Here is a 19293-nt window from a genome sequence, read left to right as displayed (position 1 = left end):
TACGTTTCCCGATTCATCAGGAATAAAATATAGTTTCCCGTTTGCACGGGAATAAAAATTTTCAATTTTTATGACCATTTTAGATAAAATCATCGCAGATAAATACAAGGAAGTTGCTCTCAAAAAAAGCATCATTCCAATATCGCAATTAGAAAGTTCTGTATTATTTAATCGTGAAACTTCTTCGTTGGCAAAAGCGTTGCGCGAAAGTGACACAGGAATTATTGCAGAATTTAAAAGACGTTCGCCTTCAAAATCAGTCATCAATCAAAGTGCAAGTGTACAAGATGTGGCAAAAGGATATGAAAATGCTGGCGTTTGCGGAATGTCTGTATTGACAGATGGAAAATACTTTGGAGGTTCGCTTGATGATATTTTATTGGCAAGAGCGAGCGTGCAATTTCCAATCTTGCGAAAAGAATTTATTGTAGACGAATATCAAATCATCGAGGCAAAAGCGCATGGTGCTGATGTTATTTTATTAATTGCGGCAGTTTTGACAAGAGACGAAATCAAAACACTATCGGAAACAGCAAAAAGTTTGAATTTAGATGTTTTATTAGAAGTTCATAATTTGGAAGAATTGCAAAAATCAATCATGCCGTCATTAGATATGTTAGGCGTAAACAATCGCAATTTAAAAACATTTGAAGTTAGCACAGCTATTAGCAAAGAATTATCAACTCATATTCCAAATGATTTCGTAAAAGTTTCCGAAAGTGGAATCAGTTCTGTGAAAGCAATTAAAGATTTAAAACCATTCGGTTATCAAGGTTTCTTGATTGGAGAAAATTTTATGAAAACGGAGAATCCTGGCGAAAGTGCTTTGGCATTTATTGAGGAGTTGCGTTCTTAGTTTTTCAGTTATGAGTTATGAGTTATGAAAAGCACTATTACTTTAGATAAATTGCTTTTAATTATTTAATATTTTAATCATTTAATGAAACACACGAAACTCAAAATATGCGGAATGAAATATGAAGATAATATGATTGCAATCAGCGAGTTGCAACCAGATTATTTGGGTTTTATATTCTATAAAAAATCATTACGGTTTTTTGACGCTCATATTCCTGAAATTCCAAAAAGCATCAAAAAAACTGGTGTTTTTGTAAATTCTTCGCAAGAAGAAATAATTGAAAAAGTAATACAACATGATTTACTAGCAGTACAATTACATGGAAGTGAAAGTCCTGAATTTTGCTCTGAATTGAAAGATTACATTTCGACTCCGCTCAATGTCCGTGTTGAAATCATCAAAGTATTCTCTATAAAAGACGAATTTGATTTTACAACTTTAAAACAATTTGAAGCTTTTGTTGACTACTTTTTGTTTGATACGAAAGGAAGATTACCTGGCGGAAATGGCGTTACATTCGATTGGAAAGTTTTAGAAAATTATCCATCCGAAAAACCATTCTTTTTAAGTGGTGGAATTGGTTTAGAAACGATTCCAAAATTAGAAGCATTTCTAAATAGTAAAGCCTCAAAATATTGTTATGCGTTAGATATTAATAGTAAGTTTGAAATTGCTCCAGGATTGAAGAATGTTGAGGAGTTAACAACATTTAAAAAAGCGATATCATGAGTAAGAAAAGAATAAAAAAAATAATCGCAACACATATAAAAAACAAGAATTACGTAAAAATCAGTAGAGGATTCAAAAATGATGTTTTCAGTGCTACTACTGGTTATATTCTAACATGTTCTAATGATTTCATACTCATTGCAGAAAATGATGAATTCCGTTTTATAGGTTTTAATTGCATTCCTATTAAAGTAATCACAAATATTAGATGTAATAAAAATGATGAATATTATGGAATGGTTTTCGAAAAAGAATTCCCGAAAAAATTCAAGAAAATCACTAAAAAAGATAATATAATAGATATTACATCATTTGAGACAATCTTTAAAAATTTACTAGCGAAAAAAGAATGCGTTATTGTAGAATGTGAACGCAAAAAGCACAACTATTTTTCTATTGGAAGTATTCAAAAAATTTCAAGTAAAAATGTTACAATTGAATACTTTAATGCGCAAGGTTTTCTAGAAGAACCAAATAAATCAAACTTCAAGCAAATTACTAAAATTACATATCAAGACAATTATAGCAACACGTTTAAAAAATATATAAGATCATGAGTTATCACGTAAACGAAAAAGGATATTACGGCACATTTGGTGGCGCGTACATTCCTGAAATGTTATATCCGAATGTGGAAGAATTACGTCAAAAGTATTTGGAGATTATGTATGAAGATTCTTTTCAAAAAGAATTCAAACAATTATTAAAAGATTACGTCGGACGTCCGTCGCCATTATTTTATGCAGAACGTTTGTCTAAAAAATACAACACGAAAATTTACTTAAAACGTGAAGATTTAAACCATACTGGCGCACATAAAGTAAACAATACAATCGGACAAATTTTGATGGCAAAACGTCTCGGTAAAACCCGAATTATTGCCGAAACTGGCGCAGGACAACATGGAGTTGCAACGGCAACAGTTTGCGCATTAATGGGCATAGAATGTATTGTGTATATGGGCGAAATTGACATTGCACGACAAGCGCCAAATGTTGCTCGAATGAAAATGTTAGGCGCAGAAGTTCGTGCCGCATTATCTGGAAGTCGTACATTAAAAGATGCTACAAACGAAGCCATTCGCGATTGGATTAGCAATCCAGTTGACACACATTATATTATTGGTTCGGTGGTTGGTCCGCATCCGTATCCAGATATGGTAGCGCGTTTTCAAGCTGTAATTTCTGAAGAAATTGAATGGCAATTGCAAGAAAAAGAAGGTCGCTCGTATCCAGATCATGTAATTGCATGTGTTGGTGGCGGAAGTAATGCGGCTGGCGCTTTTTATCAATATTTAGATGATGAACGTGTCAATTTAATCGCTGTGGAAGCAGCTGGAAAAGGAATTCACTCTGGTGAAAGTGCAGCAACTTCGGTTTTAGGAGAAGACGGAATTATTCACGGAAGTAGAACTTTATTGATGCAAACCAAAGACGGACAAATTACAGAACCGTATTCTATTTCGGCAGGATTAGATTATCCTGGTGTTGGACCAATGCACGCACATTTATACGCCAGCAAACGTGCCGAATTTATTTCTATTACAGATGATGAAGCAATGACTGCTGGACTTGAATTGTCACAATTAGAAGGTATTATTCCTGCGATTGAAACTTCGCATGCTTTGGCAATTTTTGAAACTAGAAAATTCAAAAAAGATGAAATTGTAGTGCTGAATTTATCTGGTCGTGGCGACAAGGATTTGAATACTTATATAGAATATTTCAAGTTATAATTATTTTTCATTCCTGCGAAGGCAGGAATCATAACAAAAACGATGGATACACATTATGTTTACATTTTAACAAATAAAAGTCATACAGTTTTATATGTTGGACGTTCAAAGCAATTGAAACAAAGATTAATTCAACATAAAAATAATAGTACGAGCACTTTTACTGGAAAATATAATGTTCATAAACTCGTATATTTTGAAACTACGAAATATGTAAACAATTCGATTAAAAGAGAACGCCAAATTAAAAAATGGAAGCGTGAATGGAAGATTAATTTGATTAATGGATTGAATCCCGATTGGAAAGACCTTTCTGAATATATATAAATTCTTCAATTATTCGATTGAGGAAAAGCATGAGATTCCTGCCTTCGCAGGAATGAAAAAATAATATAATTGATGAACAGAATAAACCAAAAATTACAAGAAGATAAAAAGTTATTATCTATATATTTTACTGCAGGATATCCAAGTTTGAATGATACCGTTGGCGTGATTCAAGAGTTGGAAAAAAACGGCGTTGATATGGTCGAAATTGGGTTGCCTTTTAGTGATCCTTTGGCAGATGGGCCAACGATTCAAGCAAGTTCTACGCAAGCTTTGAAAAATGGAATGACAAGCAAGATTCTGTTTGGGCAATTAGCCAATATTCGAAAAACAGTTTCTATTCCGCTAATTATTATGGGGTATTTAAATCCGATGTTGCAATACGGAATTGAAGCTTTTTGTGCAAAGTGTAAAGAAGTCGGAATTGACGGATTGATTATTCCAGATATGCCTGTTGATGTGTATCACAATGAATATCAAGCCATTTTTGAAAAACACGGCTTGATTAATGTGTTTTTAATTACACCACAAACTTCTGAAGAACGCATCCGATTTATCGATAGTATTTCCAACGGATTTATTTATATGGTAAGTTCGGCAGGAACAACAGGCGCAAAAAGTAGTTTTGGAAATGCGCAAGCTGATTATTTTGATAGAATTGGTAATATGAATTTGAAAAATCCGCAAGTAGTTGGTTTTGGAATTTCCAATCGAGAAACATTTACACAAGCAACCAATAAAGCAAAAGGCGCAATTATTGGAAGTGCATTTATAAAGCATTTGACACAGAACGGAACAAAAACTATTGGAGATTTTGTATCAAAAATTAGATAACGTAAGTGCTTAAAAACCTAATTACTAACTTTAAAATTTAATAATATTAGTTGTATGATAACACGCTATTAGTTTTTAATTTTCTTTGTCTTTGCTCGCACAAAGAATACTGAATCAAGTTCAGCACAGGCTTCAACAAAAGAAAGTGCGCTTTTCCAGAGGTATTTTTAGTTTTTCTTTTTGGGAAAAACTAAAACCGTATAAATTTTTCTAAATTTTCTCCAAGGATTCGAAAATTTTTAACGAAAAATTCATTCTATACTGCGGAAAAGACAAAAAATGCTCTTAACTTTTGTATCAAACTGACGTTAACTTAAAAAAATAGTACTTTTAATCCCTCAAAAAAGAAATTCATCACATGAAAAAACACATTTATATTTTATCAATCTTTATCTTTTCTCTCGTTGCTTGTGACGACCAACAGAAAAGTGACACAAATGAAACAGTCACAGAAACTCAAAATTTTGCTGAATTTTTAGAGAGCTATTATCAAAAAGGACTGGAATTAGATCCTTTGCAAGCAACATCTGCTGGCGATAATCGCTATAACGATCAATTTCCAGATTTTCTATCTGATGAACATCAAGAAAAGGTAAAGAAACATTATAGAACTTTTAAAGATGCTCTAAAAAATTATGCAGATACTAATCTTACTGAAAGTGAACAACTGAGCAAAGCTATTTTGAATTGGGATTGCGACATGAAATTAAGACAATTAAGTTTTAAAAATGATGTGTTATTTCCAGTCAATCAAATGTGGACATTAAATTTATCCGTTGGTCAATTGGCAAGCGGCGCTGGCGCACAACCTTTTAAAACGGTTGAAGATTATAATAATTGGCTGAAGCGTTTGGAAGGTTATAATACTTGGTTAAAAACTGCAAAAGAACGCATGCAAGAAGGTATTAACGAAAAGTATGTTCTGCCAAAATCATTGATTCAAAAAGTAATTCCGCAGTTTGAAGTGTTGGCTTCTGCCGATGTAGAAAATCATTTGTTTTATTCACCAATTAAAAACTTTCCAAAAGACTTTTCTGACGAAAGTAAAAAAGAACTAACAACAGCATATTCCACATTTTTAAACGAAAAATTGATTCCTTCTTTTAATGAAATGTATCAGTTTTTAAAGACCGATTATTTGACTGCTGGAAGAGAAAGTTCTGGAATTTCTGAAACTCCTTATGGAGAAGCGTATTATAATCATTCTATAAAAAACTACACAACAACCAATATGACAGCCGGTGAAATCCACGAATTAGGATTGAAAGAAGTCGCTCGAATTTTGGGAGAAATGGAGAAAGTAAAAACGCAAGTTGGTTTTAAAGGCGATATTAAATCATTTTTCAATTTTGTGAGATCAAATAAAGAGTTAATGCCGTATACGGATGCGCAACAAATTATTGATAATTTCAATGCAATTCACGACAAAATGAAGCCACAAATTGCGAAATTATTCGATTTGAAACCAAAAACTCCGTTCGAAGTTCGTCGTACGGAAGCATTTAGAGAAGCTTCTGCAAGTGCCGAATATAATCAAGGTTCGCTAGATGGAACGCGTCCTGGGATTTTTTATACACCAATTCCTGATGCAAAAACCTATAATGTATTTTCGGATGAAGCCTTGTTTTTGCATGAAGCAATTCCTGGACATCATTATCAAATTTCGTTAACGCAAGAAAACGATGATTTGCCAGCGTTTCGGAAAACATTATGGTACAGCGCCTATGGCGAAGGTTGGGCTTTGTACACCGAATCGTTAGGAAAAGAACTCGGTTTGTACACAGATCCGTATCAATATTTTGGAATGTTGGGCATGGAAATGCATCGTGCAATTCGTTTGGTTGTAGACACAGGATTGCACGCAAAAGGTTGGACTCGTGAGAAAGCTATTCAATATTCACTTGATAACGAAGCGGAAAGCGAAGCAAGTATTATTTCTGAGATTGAACGCTATATGGCAAATCCTGGGCAAGCGTTGTCGTACAAAATTGGGCAGTTAAAAATTAGAGAGTTGCGCGCTAAAGCGGAAGATACTTTGGGAGATAAATTTGATATTAGAGAATTTCACAATCAAGTATTGAGTACAGGTTGTATTCCGTTGCAATTGTTGGAAGATAAAATTAATGTATGGATTCAAGAAAAAAGCAACAACCAATAATAAAGTCAAAATTGCATCCGCTGAATAAACATCGGGAACGCTATGATTTTGAATTGTTGATAAAAGCAATTCCTGAACTTTCTAGCTTTGTAAAACCGAATAAGTTTGGCGATGAATCTATTGATTTTTTTGATCCAAACGCTGTGAAAATGCTCAATAAAGCATTGTTAAAACAGTATTACAACATTGATTATTGGGATATTCCAGCCAATTATTTGTGTCCGCCAATTCCTGGTAGAGCAGATTATATTCATTATGTTGCGTCGCTTTTGGGGGAAACGTATCAGGGGAAAATCCCGAAAGGGACAGCTATAAAATGCTTAGATATTGGCACAGGCGCAAATTTAGTCTATCCAATTATTGGTTCGCAAGAATACGATTGGTCGTTTATCGCTTCTGATATTGATGTTGTTTCTATTGAAAATGCGCAACAAATTATTTCTCAAAATAAAAATTTAAAAGACAATATAGAGATTCGGCAACAGACAAATCCGAATCAAATTTTTAAGGGAATTTTAGAACATTCTGAATGTATTTCGATTACGATTTGCAATCCGCCATTTCACAAATCTGCCAAAGAAGCACTTGCTGGAACAACTCGAAAGTTGCAGAATTTGAAAGGCACTAAAAACGCAAAACCTGAACTAAATTTTGGTGGACAAAGCAACGAATTGTGGTGTAAAGGCGGCGAAAAGAAGTTTATTAAAAATATGATTACCGAAAGTAAACTGTTTGGAAAATCGTGTTTATGGTTTACAACGTTGGTTTCTAAAGAAGCAAATTTGCCTGCAATTTATGACGCTTTAAAACTTGTGAATGCAACAACGGTAAAAACCATTCCGATGGGACAAGGAAATAAAATTAGTAGAATTGTAGCTTGGTCGTTCAACTTATAAAATCATAAAAAACTTTCTATAAAATATTTTTCAAGTATTTATTTAATATGATCTAATCGCATATTTTTAACTTTTATACGCAAAAACCTACATTTTTATAGGTTTTTATTTATTTTAGTTGGAAATAAAACTTAATTCATGGCGGGAAATCTATTCGATTTATTAATTTTTTTTAAACAACTCTTAAAAGATCTTGGAGTAAGCAATTCAATTATACGAGACTTAATCAGTGTAACTACCATACTATTTACACTTCTTATTATGAGTAAATACATTGGATTATTTGTTAAGTACTTTATCAAGAAATATAGAAGCAAATTAATTGCAAAAGATTTACATCCTTTTTATAGTTCTGTAGAAGTTCAAATTGCCACCAAATATTATATTCCGACAAATTTTCAGAATGTTCCGCCTTCCGAAGATGAAGAGCCTGGACGTAGCTATATAGCTGCAGCTAGAAATCCCTTAATTCCGTTATTTGTAAATAAAGCATTTATAGAAGAAAAAGATGATAATAAATATTATTTAGTATTGGCAGATTCAGGTATGGGGAAGACAACTTTTATGATCAATCTTTATTTATCATATAAGTTCAAAACCAAATGGTTTTGGGAGAAACCTAAACACAATATTAAATTACTTCCCTTTGGACACCCAAAAACTATTGAAAGAATTAAAGAAATGTCTTCGGAAGAAAAAGAAAATTGTATTCTACTTTTAGATGCTTTTGATGAGGATAATGAAGCTGTGTATAATTATAAGAAAAGACTTAAAGAAGTTCTTGAATTAATTGGTGAGTATAGACAAGTTGTGATCACTTGTAGAACACAATTTTTTCCTTCGAGTAAAGATGAGCCGACTGAAACAGGGAAATTCAAATTTGGCCCAAATGGCGGGCAATATAATTTTCAAAAAATATACCTTTCTGTTTTTGATGAAAAAGATATAAAAAGATATTTAAAAAAACGGTTTAGATACTTTTTTAGCTTCAAAAAATCAAAGTATTTGAAAGCCTATAGTATAGTGCTAAAAAGTCCAAATTTAATGATGCGCCCAATGCTATTGAGTCGTATTACTGATTTAATTGATACTGACGTAGAAATGAAATATGGGTTTCAAATTTATGAAACTCTAATTGATCAATGGTTAGAAAGAGAATCTACTAAAGCAGGTATCCAAAAAAAATACGGAAAAGAATACAAGAAATTATTACTAAATTTTTCGAAAGCCCTAGCAAGATATTTATATTTGAATAAACATAAACGAAATTCTAAACCTACATTAAAAGTTAATGAGATTATAGATAATCCAAATGGTTTACAATTAAAAGATATAGAGGGAAATCATATTAAAATAGACAAATACGACCAAGGAACTAGATCTTTATTAAATAGAAATGCTATCGGAGAGTATAAGTTTTCACATAAATCTATTTTAGAATATTTTCTAGCTTATGAAGTTATTCATAATGTAGATTTTAGAGCTAAGTTTTTCTTTAGTTCAGATTTAGATGCAGCTAAGAAGTTTTTTTTAGAGATGACAAAGTTTGATCCTGAATTAATTAAGGATCGTTCCAGTTTTGAGAAACTAGGCCTGTCTAATTATGAGATGAATAATTTTTCGTTAAAAAATGACGTTCAACAATCACTACAAGAAAGGAGATTAATCTTATTTGAAATTTCCGCAAAACAGTTTCTGACTTTTACCGCATTTTTCATTTGCTTTATAGCAGTCACAGTTCCAATACTTACTTGTTTAAAAATGGAAATATTTAACAATGATGATAACAAAAGAATGATCTTGTCAATACTACTATCAATATGGATCATAGTACTTATTTGGAAAGCCATAGTTTTTCTAAGGCTAAGAAACAAAATAATAAATGAAGACAACAAAAATTAATCCATGTAGCTTGGAGTTTTCTGTAAATATTTTTTACATTATTTTAGTATATTTGAATTCATTAAAACCTTTATTATGAAAAAATTAGTATCACTATTCGTCGTATTATGTGTAATTTCTACGTCGTATGCACAAGAATTTGAGCTTCCAAAAAATTACAAATTAGTGAAAGCTGAAGATTATGACACGTATGCACAAGATTTTGTAAAAGCTACCAAATGGATTACAAATACTCCATTGAGTGAGGAAACAACAAAGCGTAAAGACACGTATGCATTTATCATGAAATGGTTGCAAGGCAGTCCAAAAGTTTCCATCACAATATCTCAAGACATTGCTACATTTATTGAATCTTCGGATTGCTTAATCGTTTATATGGCAGGTTGGGGCGCATATTGTGTAGAAAATGATGATTATAAAGACAACTTAAAAGGAAATGTAAGCGGCATTGAAAGTGTGATCTCTTTTTACAACCGAAATAAAGGCTTATTAGGAAAAATTAAAGCTGTAGAAAAGTATAAAAAGCTTCAAAAGAAAGGAAAATTAGCATCTTATATTGAATCAAAATTATAAGTTCTTCTTCTTTTAAAAAAGGACTTATAAAATTTTATTTATATTTAAGTCTAACTAACACTAATCAACACTAAATTATGGAATGGTATTTAAAAGTAGTACGCGATAATTATGCGAACTTTACAGGAAGAGCAAGACGGCAAGAGTTTTGGATGTTTGTATTGTTTAACTTCTTAATTACATTGGGATTGTATGTCGTAGTGGCGATTTTAGCTTTCACCTCAGAATCGCTTGCAATCTTAGGATTGGTTATCTTATTTATATATGTAATTGGAGTTTTTATTCCGAATTTAGCTGTTGTTGTCCGAAGATTGCATGATACTGGAAATAGCGGTTGGATGTATTTTATTTCATTGATTCCTTTAATTGGTACAATTTGGTTACTTGTTTTACTGTGCACTGAAGGACAAGTTGGACCTAACGAATATGGACCAGATCCAAAAGCAGCGTATCCAGACGATTTAAGCAATATTGGAACAAAATCAAATCATTAAAAAATAATTTAGAGGATCTTTTAAAAGAACTCTTTATACTGCAAAACGCGGAAATCAAACGTAGTAAACGTTGGGTTTTCGCTTTTTAGTTTTCTGTATAACGGAATGCTTCCAACAGCGCGGTTTGCTGCTCCGGAAGCCGAAGTTAGCGAGACGGTTTTGATTGTTCTTGATGTAGATTGATGTGACAATTGTTTTTTATGTGATACTGCACTTCGACTTGGCTCAGTGACAGCATTTATGTCAAATTGATGAATTCTAGGTACAACATCTGAAACAACTTCTAGTTTTAGATTGTACTCTTTTAGATGTCTTCTAAAGAAATATTCTGGACCATTTTTGGAGTTTCCGCCTGTGAATAGAATCGTATGAATACTTGGATATTTTTTTAAATAGTCAACAACATCACGCAATTGAATGTTTTGCATTCCCAAATCAGAAGCATCTATTTTTTCACGTTCACAACTTCCGACAATGTCACAAACGCCAATTTTATGTTGGATTAGAAATGATTTTCGCTCGTCAATCGCTTCTTGCGAATTGTCATAACGTAAGTTAAGATCATGAATTTTATCAATGAACAACCAAAGTGAATTGTAGTAACTTCCGTAACAGAAATCAACATCTTTTTCGAGCAAATCGCCAGTGGAAAATCGTGGTGGCGGTAATGTTCCGACAATGAGTTTTTCGGTATTAGACTGAATGAAAGGTTGATATGGATGTTTGTGTAGGAACATTTAATAGAGATTGAAAGATTAAAGGATTTAAAAATTGAATGAATATTAAATTACTACAGTATCACATTGGCACATTTTAAAATTCTTAACGCAAAACCTTTTCTATACTTCAGAAAAGAGTGAAACAAAAGTACCATTCTGCATTTTATTTTAACAACGTTAAATCAAGTTCAAATTCGGCTTCAATTTCAACTCTCCAATTCCTCTCGAAACTTTCGCACATTCGTAATCGTTTGTCGGTGAAGTTTACGGTTTTGTGGCGTCATGTGTTCTGATTCTGAAATGATTTCATCTAAAATTTCAATTGCTTTTGTGCGCTTGCCGTTTTTATCATAAAATTCCGCCAATACCAAACGTTCTCCGTAGTTAGAATAGCGTTGGTCTATTGGTTGTAAATTTTGTTCGGCTTCTTCAATTCTACCCAATTTATCAAGTGCCAAACCGTAAATATATTGTGCTTTGGAGTTTTTAAATTCGTGCTTATTTTTTATTTCTTCCGCCAAGCGAATGACTTCTTCATAATTTTTTGATTGATTCATGGCGCCAATCATTTGTGTCATTACATAAAAATCTTTCTGAAAATTACCTTTTAAAGCCGATTCGTAATGCATGGAAGCATTTTCATACGCGCCAATTTCGTAATATGCATCTGCTAAGTTGACTCGGTTTTGAAACGTATCTGAAAATTCGAGTTGCTTTTCAGCATCTTTTACTTTCTTTGAAGGATTGATAATCGTTGTGATTTCGCTCTCTATTTCTTTAATGTTTGTAGTGTCTACAATTTGCGTAAGAATATAGATCATAGAACCAAATCCTGGTATAATGAAAATGATAAAATACCAATAATATGGCTTTTGATTTTTGTAAGCATGATACAAACAGTAAATTTGAACCGCAATAAGAGCGTAATAGTAGAACATATATTATCGTGTGAAAACTAATTCTTTTTTGTTAGACATTTCTTCGCTGAAACCGTAACCTTCATAGTTGAATCCTTTTAAATCATCAATAGTTTTTGCGTCTTTATCTATAATGTAGCGCGTCATATAACCTCTTGCAAGTTTCGCGTAGGTCATAATGGTTTTGTATTCGCCATTTTTAAAATCTTTAAAAACTGGCGTAATTACAGGAACTTTCAATGCTTTTTCATCAACTGCTTTGTAATATTCGTTACTAGCTAAATTCACAAACAATTCGCCATCTTCAAGTTCATTATTTAGTTGCGTTGTGATTTTCTTTTTCCAGAAATCATATAAGTTTTTATTTTTTCCAACGGGAAGTTTTGTGCCCATTTCCAAACGATATGGTTGCATTAAATCCAACGGTTTTAGCAATCCGTATTGTCCTGATAAGATCCGCAACGAATTTTGCAAAACGTCAATTTTTTCTTCTGATAATGAAAACGCATCTAATCCTTGAAAAACGGCGCCGCTGAATGTGTAAATGCTTGGTCGCGAATTTTCTGAGGTAAATGGCAATTCCCATTCTTGGTTTCGTTGCCAATTCAAATCTGCCAAAGCGTCAGAAATATTCATCAATTTTGATAAACTTTTTCGCGACTTCTTTTTTAATACTTTATTTAGTTGTGCTGCTTCTTTTAAAAAACAGGATTCTGTATGTTTCTTAGTTGGAATTTTACTGTCTATGTCTAATGACTTTGCTGGTGATATGACAATCTTCATTTCGTTCTCTTTCGTTTTTTGTTGTTAAATTTACTCTTTTTCTGTGATTATTTCCCCATTCAGGAATGCAAAATTATAATCGCCTTTGATGTAAAAATCAGCTACCAAGGCTTCTTCTTGTGTAGGAAACCACTTTTTCTTTGTATTATTAACCAAAATAAACAAGCCTTCTTCATTTCCAAGCGCACAAAAACGATCTAAATTTCCATCGTAAATTGGAATCGAACGCATTGCATTCAATTGTTCATAAATCGCTTCGTTGTCGTTTGAAACGATTCCTATTTCACTAATATTTAGCAAATCTGATGCAGAAAAAGGATGCGTATTTACAATATCTAAATCTTTTCGTGCGATGAATTCTACAATATTTTTAGCTGAATCATAAAAATAAAGTGCTGCTGCATTCCAATTGGAAAAATCTGCAATTTGTTCGCCTTCACACCATAAAATATTGGTTCTCTTTAAAATCCATTGCAACGCTTCTTTAATTTTATAAGAGGAAATATTAATGGCAAAATGCGCTGGATTTGTATTTTCGGAAGCGATAAATGTCAAGGAAGAAACGCCAATTTTTACGGTAAACTTTTCTTCATCAGAAACTATTAATGGTAATTCTAACACTTTCGTGTAGAAGTGTCTCTGCTGTATTAAATTCGTAGTAAAAAGGGTTAATTCGTTAATTTTCATAAGATAAAAATACTGTTTTTTAAAATGATTGAAACAGCTTAGGGAAAGTTATCTTTTATTTGAGAATAGGGAATTCTTATGACTTGGTTGCTGGTTTTGCATTTCGACTGCGCTCAATGTGACAGTTGCTGGTTGCTGGTTGCTGGTTGTTGGTTGCTGGTTGCTGGTTGTTGGTTGCTGGTTGTTGGTTGTTAACTGCTCGTTAGTTCTTTAGTTTTCGATAACTTTGATTTTAATCACGCTATTTATAAGGGATTACACTCTTTTTCGTTAAATCATATTTTCTTGAATTTCATAGGAGTACCGCCAAAGAGTACCGTTTTACTATTTTTTTAATCTTCAAATATATCTAATTCTTTAATTGCTTTATCTACAATTCGCTCGTCAATATAGTGCTTTTTTAATACTGTATCTGTCGCATGCGAAGATAGACGTTTTGTGTCTCCTTTCAAAGTTGAAGATAGATACGTTAGATATGTTTTTCTAAGACACTTAAACTGTAATTCTCTACCCGTATTTAATTGTTTGTAAAAATGTGAAAATCCTAATGATAAAGCATCATTCATTGATTTGATGGATGATGCCGTTCTTTTATCGGGGTTTAAGATATATCTATCTTTTCCTTTGTTGATATCATAACGTAAACGATATAGTATGTTTTTTAGACTTTTCGTTACAGGGATAATCTTTGGTGGCACATCTGTATTGAATCGTTCACCTTTCTTTCTTTTTACTTTTAGGTTTGGAACTTCGATATAAACAGGCTCGCCATCTTTTTCGCGAATCATATTCCATTTAAGTCCGACAACTTCTTCTCGTCTACCACCTGTATGCAATCCTAATTCTAAAGCATCTTTTAAATATAACTTGTATCTGTTTCGTTTGTATTTTCCTTGAATTTCAATTCCGTTTTCGGGTTTTATGATTTTTAATAGATTTTTAAATTCTTCTTTTGTGATCGTATCACGTTTTACCATGACAGGAATCATCCGTACTTTTTCAAAGGGATTTTTCATGTCAATATTAAATCTGTCAATCGCCCAGCTTAAGAACGTTTTTAATGCACTCATTTTTCCATTGTAGGTATTTCCTTTGTAATTCTTATCTACTAATAGATAATCATGAAATAAACCAACATGCATGTCATTAATACGATTAACGATAAATAGTTTCTTATTGATGTTATGCTTTGCAAGTGCTTTATTAAAAATTTTTAAACAGTTGATAATTTCATTTTTTCGCTGATCCGATAATGTGTTTTTTTGATGTTCGGGAACATCTATGTTATCTAAAAAGTCAATATATCTTAATTGTACATCAAATAAGTAGTGTCGATTTCTTATTTCTATCGGTTGTCCTAAGCCTTGTAATTCCGATTTGAATTCTTTTTCAAAATCAATCGCCTGAATTACCGCGTCTGCATAATTTGTAGCATCATGTGATTTACTCGCTTTTCGTCCATCACTTCCAGGAACGTGTAACCTTGATTTATATCGATGTTTTTCAAAGCTTTTGCAAGTAGAATAATTTTTGCCTGTTTCGCCACACGTAGGTTCTTCTTTTACTTTTTTAGTATTTCGTAAAGTTGTTTTTCGTGTCCATGAAAAATGCTTCTTACATACATGACAGTAAATAAAGAGCCCTTTGTATTTGTTGTTAGGCATGTGTTTTCGTTTTGCCATACAGTTTTCTCTTTTTTTAAATACGTTATTAAATTCAGATTGGGAATAGTAAGCAATTCATATAATATAGATATGATATTACTTTGCTAATCACTACTATGCGATACTCTCTAAAGCATCACATAAACAAAGATTTGAAATAGTAGCCAAATATCATTTGTTCACTTTTGGTGCTTGTACAAATGAAATGTGATATTAATTTAAAAACCAATTACTTAACCTTTATGAGTTTACCAATCCAATGTGCATTCTAAGTGGTTTTCTTTTCAGATAGATTTTTTTCATTAGGCATAATACTACAATTCAATAATTTGTGACACTCTCTAAAGTATCATAGGTGTAAAGATTTGAATTTGTTTTTGAATATCCTTGGTATGATTTTGGTACGATACCACGGATTGTAAGAAGAAATTGTAGGAAGTTTGAAAAAAGGCACTATTTTGATTAAATGAAAGTGAAATTTAGGTTTTGATGGATGAAAATGATAAATATTTTAGGAATTATTCACCTTTTAACACATATTTTCTGATTTTCTTTTTTTAAATCCATTCATCGCTTAGTGGTAAGCCAAAAAGGAAACAAATAACTAATTGATCTCTATAAAAATTTGCAAATATTCTGTTGAAAATGTACTCATCACTTAGTGATTAATTGAAAAATCCAACTAATCGCTTAGCGATAAGCTAAAAAAAATGATTCATCTCCTTATAAAAGGTTTGTGAATATTCTATTGAAGATATACTCATCACTTAGTGATTAGCTGAAAAAAACGGATTGATCTCTTTGTAAAAAGTTTGTGAATTTCCCGTTAAAAATATTCTCATCACTTAGCGATTAACTCAAAAATCCAACTCATCGCTTAACGATAAGTTGAAAAAAACGGGTTGATCTCTTAGTAAAAAGTTTGTGAATCCCCCGCTGAAAATATTCTCATCACTTAGTGATTACTCAAAAATCCAACTAATCGCTTAACGATAAGCTGTAAACCCATACTAACCCACAACATTCCAAAATCTAAGTTTTTGATCAAAGACATTATATCTTTTGGGGAATACTTATAAAACAATTCTGAATTATTAGAAGCTTGTTAAACATCATATACTTAATTGTACTTTTTATAAGCATTCGAATTCATCAAAGCAAAATAGCTTAACAAAATCAAAGGGAGTTCAGAGTTTCGGATTCAGCTTTCTCACAAGTTCGAATCCTATCGAGGTCACTAAAATTGTAAAAACCTGTAATTTAAAAGATTACAGGTTTTTTGTTTTTATACCCGAGCGGATAAAAATTTTAAATTTTATATATAAAATCAAAATTATTTAATGTGGCTAGTATTTCACTCAACTTTAATTTTAAAACTTATGTTTGGTGTCTCATTTCCGTAATAGTGATAAATCCTTATGTAAAAATTACTACTAGCGTTTGCATTGAATTGAAACGATTCTCCGTTACCATTTCCATTTGAATTAGCAAACCTTAATGATGTATTAGGCTGGTATAGATAAAATGATGAACTACAAAAACTTTTTAAACCAATAACAGGATCAAAATTATTACTTACATCTGAAATAATTATGTTATGCATTCCTGACCAATTGCTCGGTATATCTATTTCTAACCAAACACCTTTAACATTTGAACCACCCGAGCTTTCTCCTTCTATTGGACTACCATATGTATAATTATTTGAACTAAGATCAATATTTACTTCATACTCTGTGTCTACCTGCATAATTGGACTAGAGGAACAATTATCCGCTGGAGTAATAGAAATTGGATTACTTCCTCCTATATAAATTTGGAATGACTGTGATAGTGAGTTATTATTTGTAATACTCTCATTAGAAACTGGTTCTATTTCAATTCTGAAATCGTACGTACCTGAGCTTGTAAACTGATAATTATTCAATGCTTCTGTTCCATCTTGATTTGGATCAAGAGGATTTTCAGTATCATTACCAACTAACTGATTATTTATGTAATATTTTATCGAAATATCTTCATTTGCTGGCGTTGCTTCATTACCAATATTTTTAATTCTAGTATTTACATCATATTGACCATTTCCATCATCGTCTAACCATATCTCTTCTACTATTAGGTCTGACGAATTACTTCCTCCTACATCGATCTGGAATGATTGTGTTAACGAGTTATTATTTGTATTACTTTCATTAGAAACTGGTTCTATTTCAATTCTGAAATCGTACGTACCTGAGCTTGTAAACTGATAATTATTCAATGCTTCTGTTCCATCTTGATTTGGATCAAGAGGATTTTCAGTATCATTACCAACTAACTGATTATTTATGTAATATTTTATCGAAATATCTTCATTAGTTGGTGTCGCCTCATTACCAATATTTTTAATTCTAGTATTTACATCATATTGACCATTTCCATCATCGTCTAACCATATCTCTTCTACTATTAGGTCTGACGAATTACTTCCTCCTACATCGATCTGGAATGATTGTGTTAACGAGTTATTATTTGTATTACTTTCATTAGAAACTGGTTCTATTTCAATTCTAAAATCGTACGTACCTGAGCTTGTAAACTGATAATTATTCAATGTTTCTGTTCCATCTTGATTTGGATCAAGAGGATTTTCAGTATCATTACCAACTAACTGATTATTTATGTAATATTTTATCGAAATATCTTCATTAGTTGGTGTCGCCTCATTACCAATATTTTTAATTCTAGTATTTATATCATATTGACCATTTCCATCATCGTCTAACCATATCTCTTCTACTATTAAGTCGGAATTTGAAGGAGAGCTCATACACATTAAATTAGTTCTATGTATTCTAGCTGAAAAAGCCATTCTTATTAGTTGTTCATTAGTAAACTGAGTTCTACAATTACTTCTTGAATATGACATTATATTATTTGTTAGAGCACTATTAGGCGTATCTCCAATGTATTCACAATTTGAATTGACATTTCCACTTAAATTTGGATCAGTTGGTGTATCGCAAATACCATCTCCTTCAAAAAGACATCCTATACCAAAAACACCATTGTCACCAGCAGTGGAATGAGTATGGTAAAGAGATAAATAGTGACCTATTTCATGCTCTAATGTTGTTTCATCAAACCTGCTTTTTTTAACATAGATTCTGTCTACATCTTCAAATGGGAAAAAAGCATAACCGCCTAAACTAGTAGTAGTATTGTCATTGTTTACTTTAGTTATTGTTTTGGGAATATAAATATTCAACACGTCAGGCACATCATTTTGTACGGCAAACTGTTCTTCATTTTTTATATGATTATAAAAATCACTATTATTAATTATATTTGGTTGGTTACATTGAACAAATTCAATTTTTGCAAATTGAAAGGCTGAATTAATTCTATTTAAAGATGTCTGCACATCAGAAACATCAAGACCTCCGTTGCCACTGTCATCATTTATTATATGAATTTGAATTGGTAATTGAAGTATGCCAATCTGATTTAGATTAAAATTTGATAAACTACTTTCTAAAGACTGATTTAAATCAATTATATCTGAAGATGAAATTTCGTCTTCTTCATCTTCATCAATTGACTCATTAGGGTCATCTTGTTCTAAACTGATTGATGCTGTATTATTCGACAAATTTATATCGTCATATTTATTTCTAAACTCTTCTTTGAAATCTATAAAAGCGGTTACGATAGTTGAATCCTGATTAATGGTTATGCTTGTTTGGACTTCATTTGAATTTACATTTCCATAATTGAAATAGAATGATGAATTGATTTGATCATTCAAGTCGAATTCATCTATCCATAGAATTGTAGTTTGAGATGCAGATACTGAAATATCAGTATTAATAATCTGAATTTCATCATTTTCCTCTGAGCAACTATTTATAAAAAATAAAAAGATGATTGCTAGTATTTTTAAATATTTTTGGTATAACTTTTTTGTCATCATTGATAGTAGTTTTAAATTAATATTACTTCAATGTTACAAAAAATATTACATATCAATTTAAGTT

Annotated in this window: 17 protein-coding genes; 11 read left to right on the top strand and 6 right to left on the bottom strand. The window is 31.8% G+C overall.

Annotation, left to right across the window (positions count from 1 at the left end; translation table 11 throughout):
• Positions 1-70 precede the first annotated feature (70 nt).
• The 11 genes from trpC to IMCC3317_RS20000 all read left to right on the top strand — a co-directional run bounded on the left by trpC (position 71) and on the right by IMCC3317_RS20000 (position 10507).
• Positions 71-856: an indole-3-glycerol phosphate synthase TrpC gene (gene trpC, locus IMCC3317_RS20050; protein WP_160131262.1), complete on the top strand. Its 786-nt coding sequence runs from the start codon at positions 71-73 to the stop codon at positions 854-856.
• A gap of 114 nt (positions 857-970) precedes the next feature.
• On the top strand, positions 971-1588 hold the full coding sequence (locus IMCC3317_RS20045) for a phosphoribosylanthranilate isomerase (RefSeq protein ID WP_262887066.1): 618 nt from the start codon (positions 971-973) through the stop codon (positions 1586-1588).
• Positions 1585-2145 carry a hypothetical protein gene (locus IMCC3317_RS20040; protein WP_160131260.1) on the top strand — a complete coding sequence of 187 codons (561 nt, stop codon included), beginning with the start codon at positions 1585-1587 and terminating at the stop codon, positions 2143-2145. The genes IMCC3317_RS20045 and IMCC3317_RS20040 overlap by 4 nt, the downstream gene beginning before the upstream one ends.
• Positions 2142-3323 (top strand): tryptophan synthase subunit beta, encoded by a 1182-nt coding sequence (gene trpB, locus IMCC3317_RS20035; protein WP_160131259.1) that lies wholly within the window; start codon positions 2142-2144, stop codon positions 3321-3323. Before IMCC3317_RS20040 ends, trpB begins: the two co-directional genes overlap by 4 nt.
• A gap of 42 nt (positions 3324-3365) precedes the next feature.
• Positions 3366-3650: a GIY-YIG nuclease family protein gene (locus IMCC3317_RS20030; protein ID WP_160131258.1), complete on the top strand. Its 285-nt coding sequence runs from the start codon at positions 3366-3368 to the stop codon at positions 3648-3650.
• Between the two features lie 72 nt (positions 3651-3722).
• Complete coding sequence (gene trpA / locus IMCC3317_RS20025) at positions 3723-4484, top strand: tryptophan synthase subunit alpha (protein WP_160131257.1); 762 nt, start codon at positions 3723-3725, stop codon at positions 4482-4484.
• A gap of 358 nt (positions 4485-4842) precedes the next feature.
• On the top strand, positions 4843-6642 hold the full coding sequence (locus IMCC3317_RS20020; RefSeq protein ID WP_160131256.1) for a DUF885 domain-containing protein: 1800 nt from the start codon (positions 4843-4845) through the stop codon (positions 6640-6642).
• Entirely contained in the window at positions 6612-7538 is a 927-nt protein-coding gene (gene rlmF / locus IMCC3317_RS20015; RefSeq protein WP_160131255.1) for a 23S rRNA (adenine(1618)-N(6))-methyltransferase RlmF, read from the top strand. The genes IMCC3317_RS20020 and rlmF overlap by 31 nt, the downstream gene beginning before the upstream one ends.
• A 261-nt stretch (positions 7539-7799) precedes the next feature.
• A complete protein-coding gene (locus IMCC3317_RS20010) occupies positions 7800-9440 on the top strand; it encodes an NACHT domain-containing protein (RefSeq protein WP_160131254.1) in 1641 nt (546 codons plus the stop codon).
• Positions 9441-9515: 75 nt separating this feature from the next.
• Entirely contained in the window at positions 9516-10013 is a 498-nt protein-coding gene (locus tag IMCC3317_RS20005) for a hypothetical protein (RefSeq protein ID WP_160131253.1), read from the top strand.
• Positions 10014-10090: 77 nt separating this feature from the next.
• Positions 10091-10507 carry a DUF805 domain-containing protein gene (locus tag IMCC3317_RS20000; RefSeq protein WP_160131252.1) on the top strand — a complete coding sequence of 139 codons (417 nt, stop codon included), beginning with the start codon at positions 10091-10093 and terminating at the stop codon, positions 10505-10507.
• A gap of 20 nt (positions 10508-10527) precedes the next feature.
• Here the strand turns inward: IMCC3317_RS20000 and IMCC3317_RS19995 are convergent, their stop codons facing one another.
• From IMCC3317_RS19995 to IMCC3317_RS19970, 6 genes are all read right to left on the bottom strand, one after another.
• Positions 10528-11244 (bottom strand): uracil-DNA glycosylase family protein, encoded by a 717-nt coding sequence (locus IMCC3317_RS19995; RefSeq protein WP_160131251.1) that lies wholly within the window; start codon positions 11242-11244, stop codon positions 10528-10530.
• A gap of 188 nt (positions 11245-11432) precedes the next feature.
• Complete coding sequence (locus tag IMCC3317_RS19990) at positions 11433-12164, bottom strand: hypothetical protein (RefSeq protein WP_160131250.1); 732 nt, start codon at positions 12162-12164, stop codon at positions 11433-11435.
• A gap of 3 nt (positions 12165-12167) precedes the next feature.
• A complete protein-coding gene (gene yaaA, locus IMCC3317_RS19985; RefSeq protein ID WP_160131249.1) occupies positions 12168-12926 on the bottom strand; it encodes a peroxide stress protein YaaA in 759 nt (252 codons plus the stop codon).
• Between the two features lie 30 nt (positions 12927-12956).
• A complete protein-coding gene (locus IMCC3317_RS19980; protein ID WP_160131248.1) occupies positions 12957-13613 on the bottom strand; it encodes a VOC family protein in 657 nt (218 codons plus the stop codon).
• Positions 13614-13945: 332 nt separating this feature from the next.
• Complete coding sequence (locus IMCC3317_RS19975; protein ID WP_160131247.1) at positions 13946-15295, bottom strand: tyrosine-type recombinase/integrase; 1350 nt, start codon at positions 15293-15295, stop codon at positions 13946-13948.
• A 1336-nt stretch (positions 15296-16631) separates the two neighbouring features.
• Positions 16632-19229 carry a M43 family zinc metalloprotease gene (locus tag IMCC3317_RS19970; protein WP_160131246.1) on the bottom strand — a complete coding sequence of 866 codons (2598 nt, stop codon included), beginning with the start codon at positions 19227-19229 and terminating at the stop codon, positions 16632-16634.
• Positions 19230-19293 lie beyond the last annotated feature (64 nt).

The organism is Kordia antarctica, assembly GCF_009901525.1.
Lineage (GTDB): Bacteria > Bacteroidota > Bacteroidia > Flavobacteriales > Flavobacteriaceae > Kordia > Kordia antarctica.
Note: the sequence above shows the minus strand (reverse complement) of the source record. Positions and strands in the feature narration are given on the sequence as shown.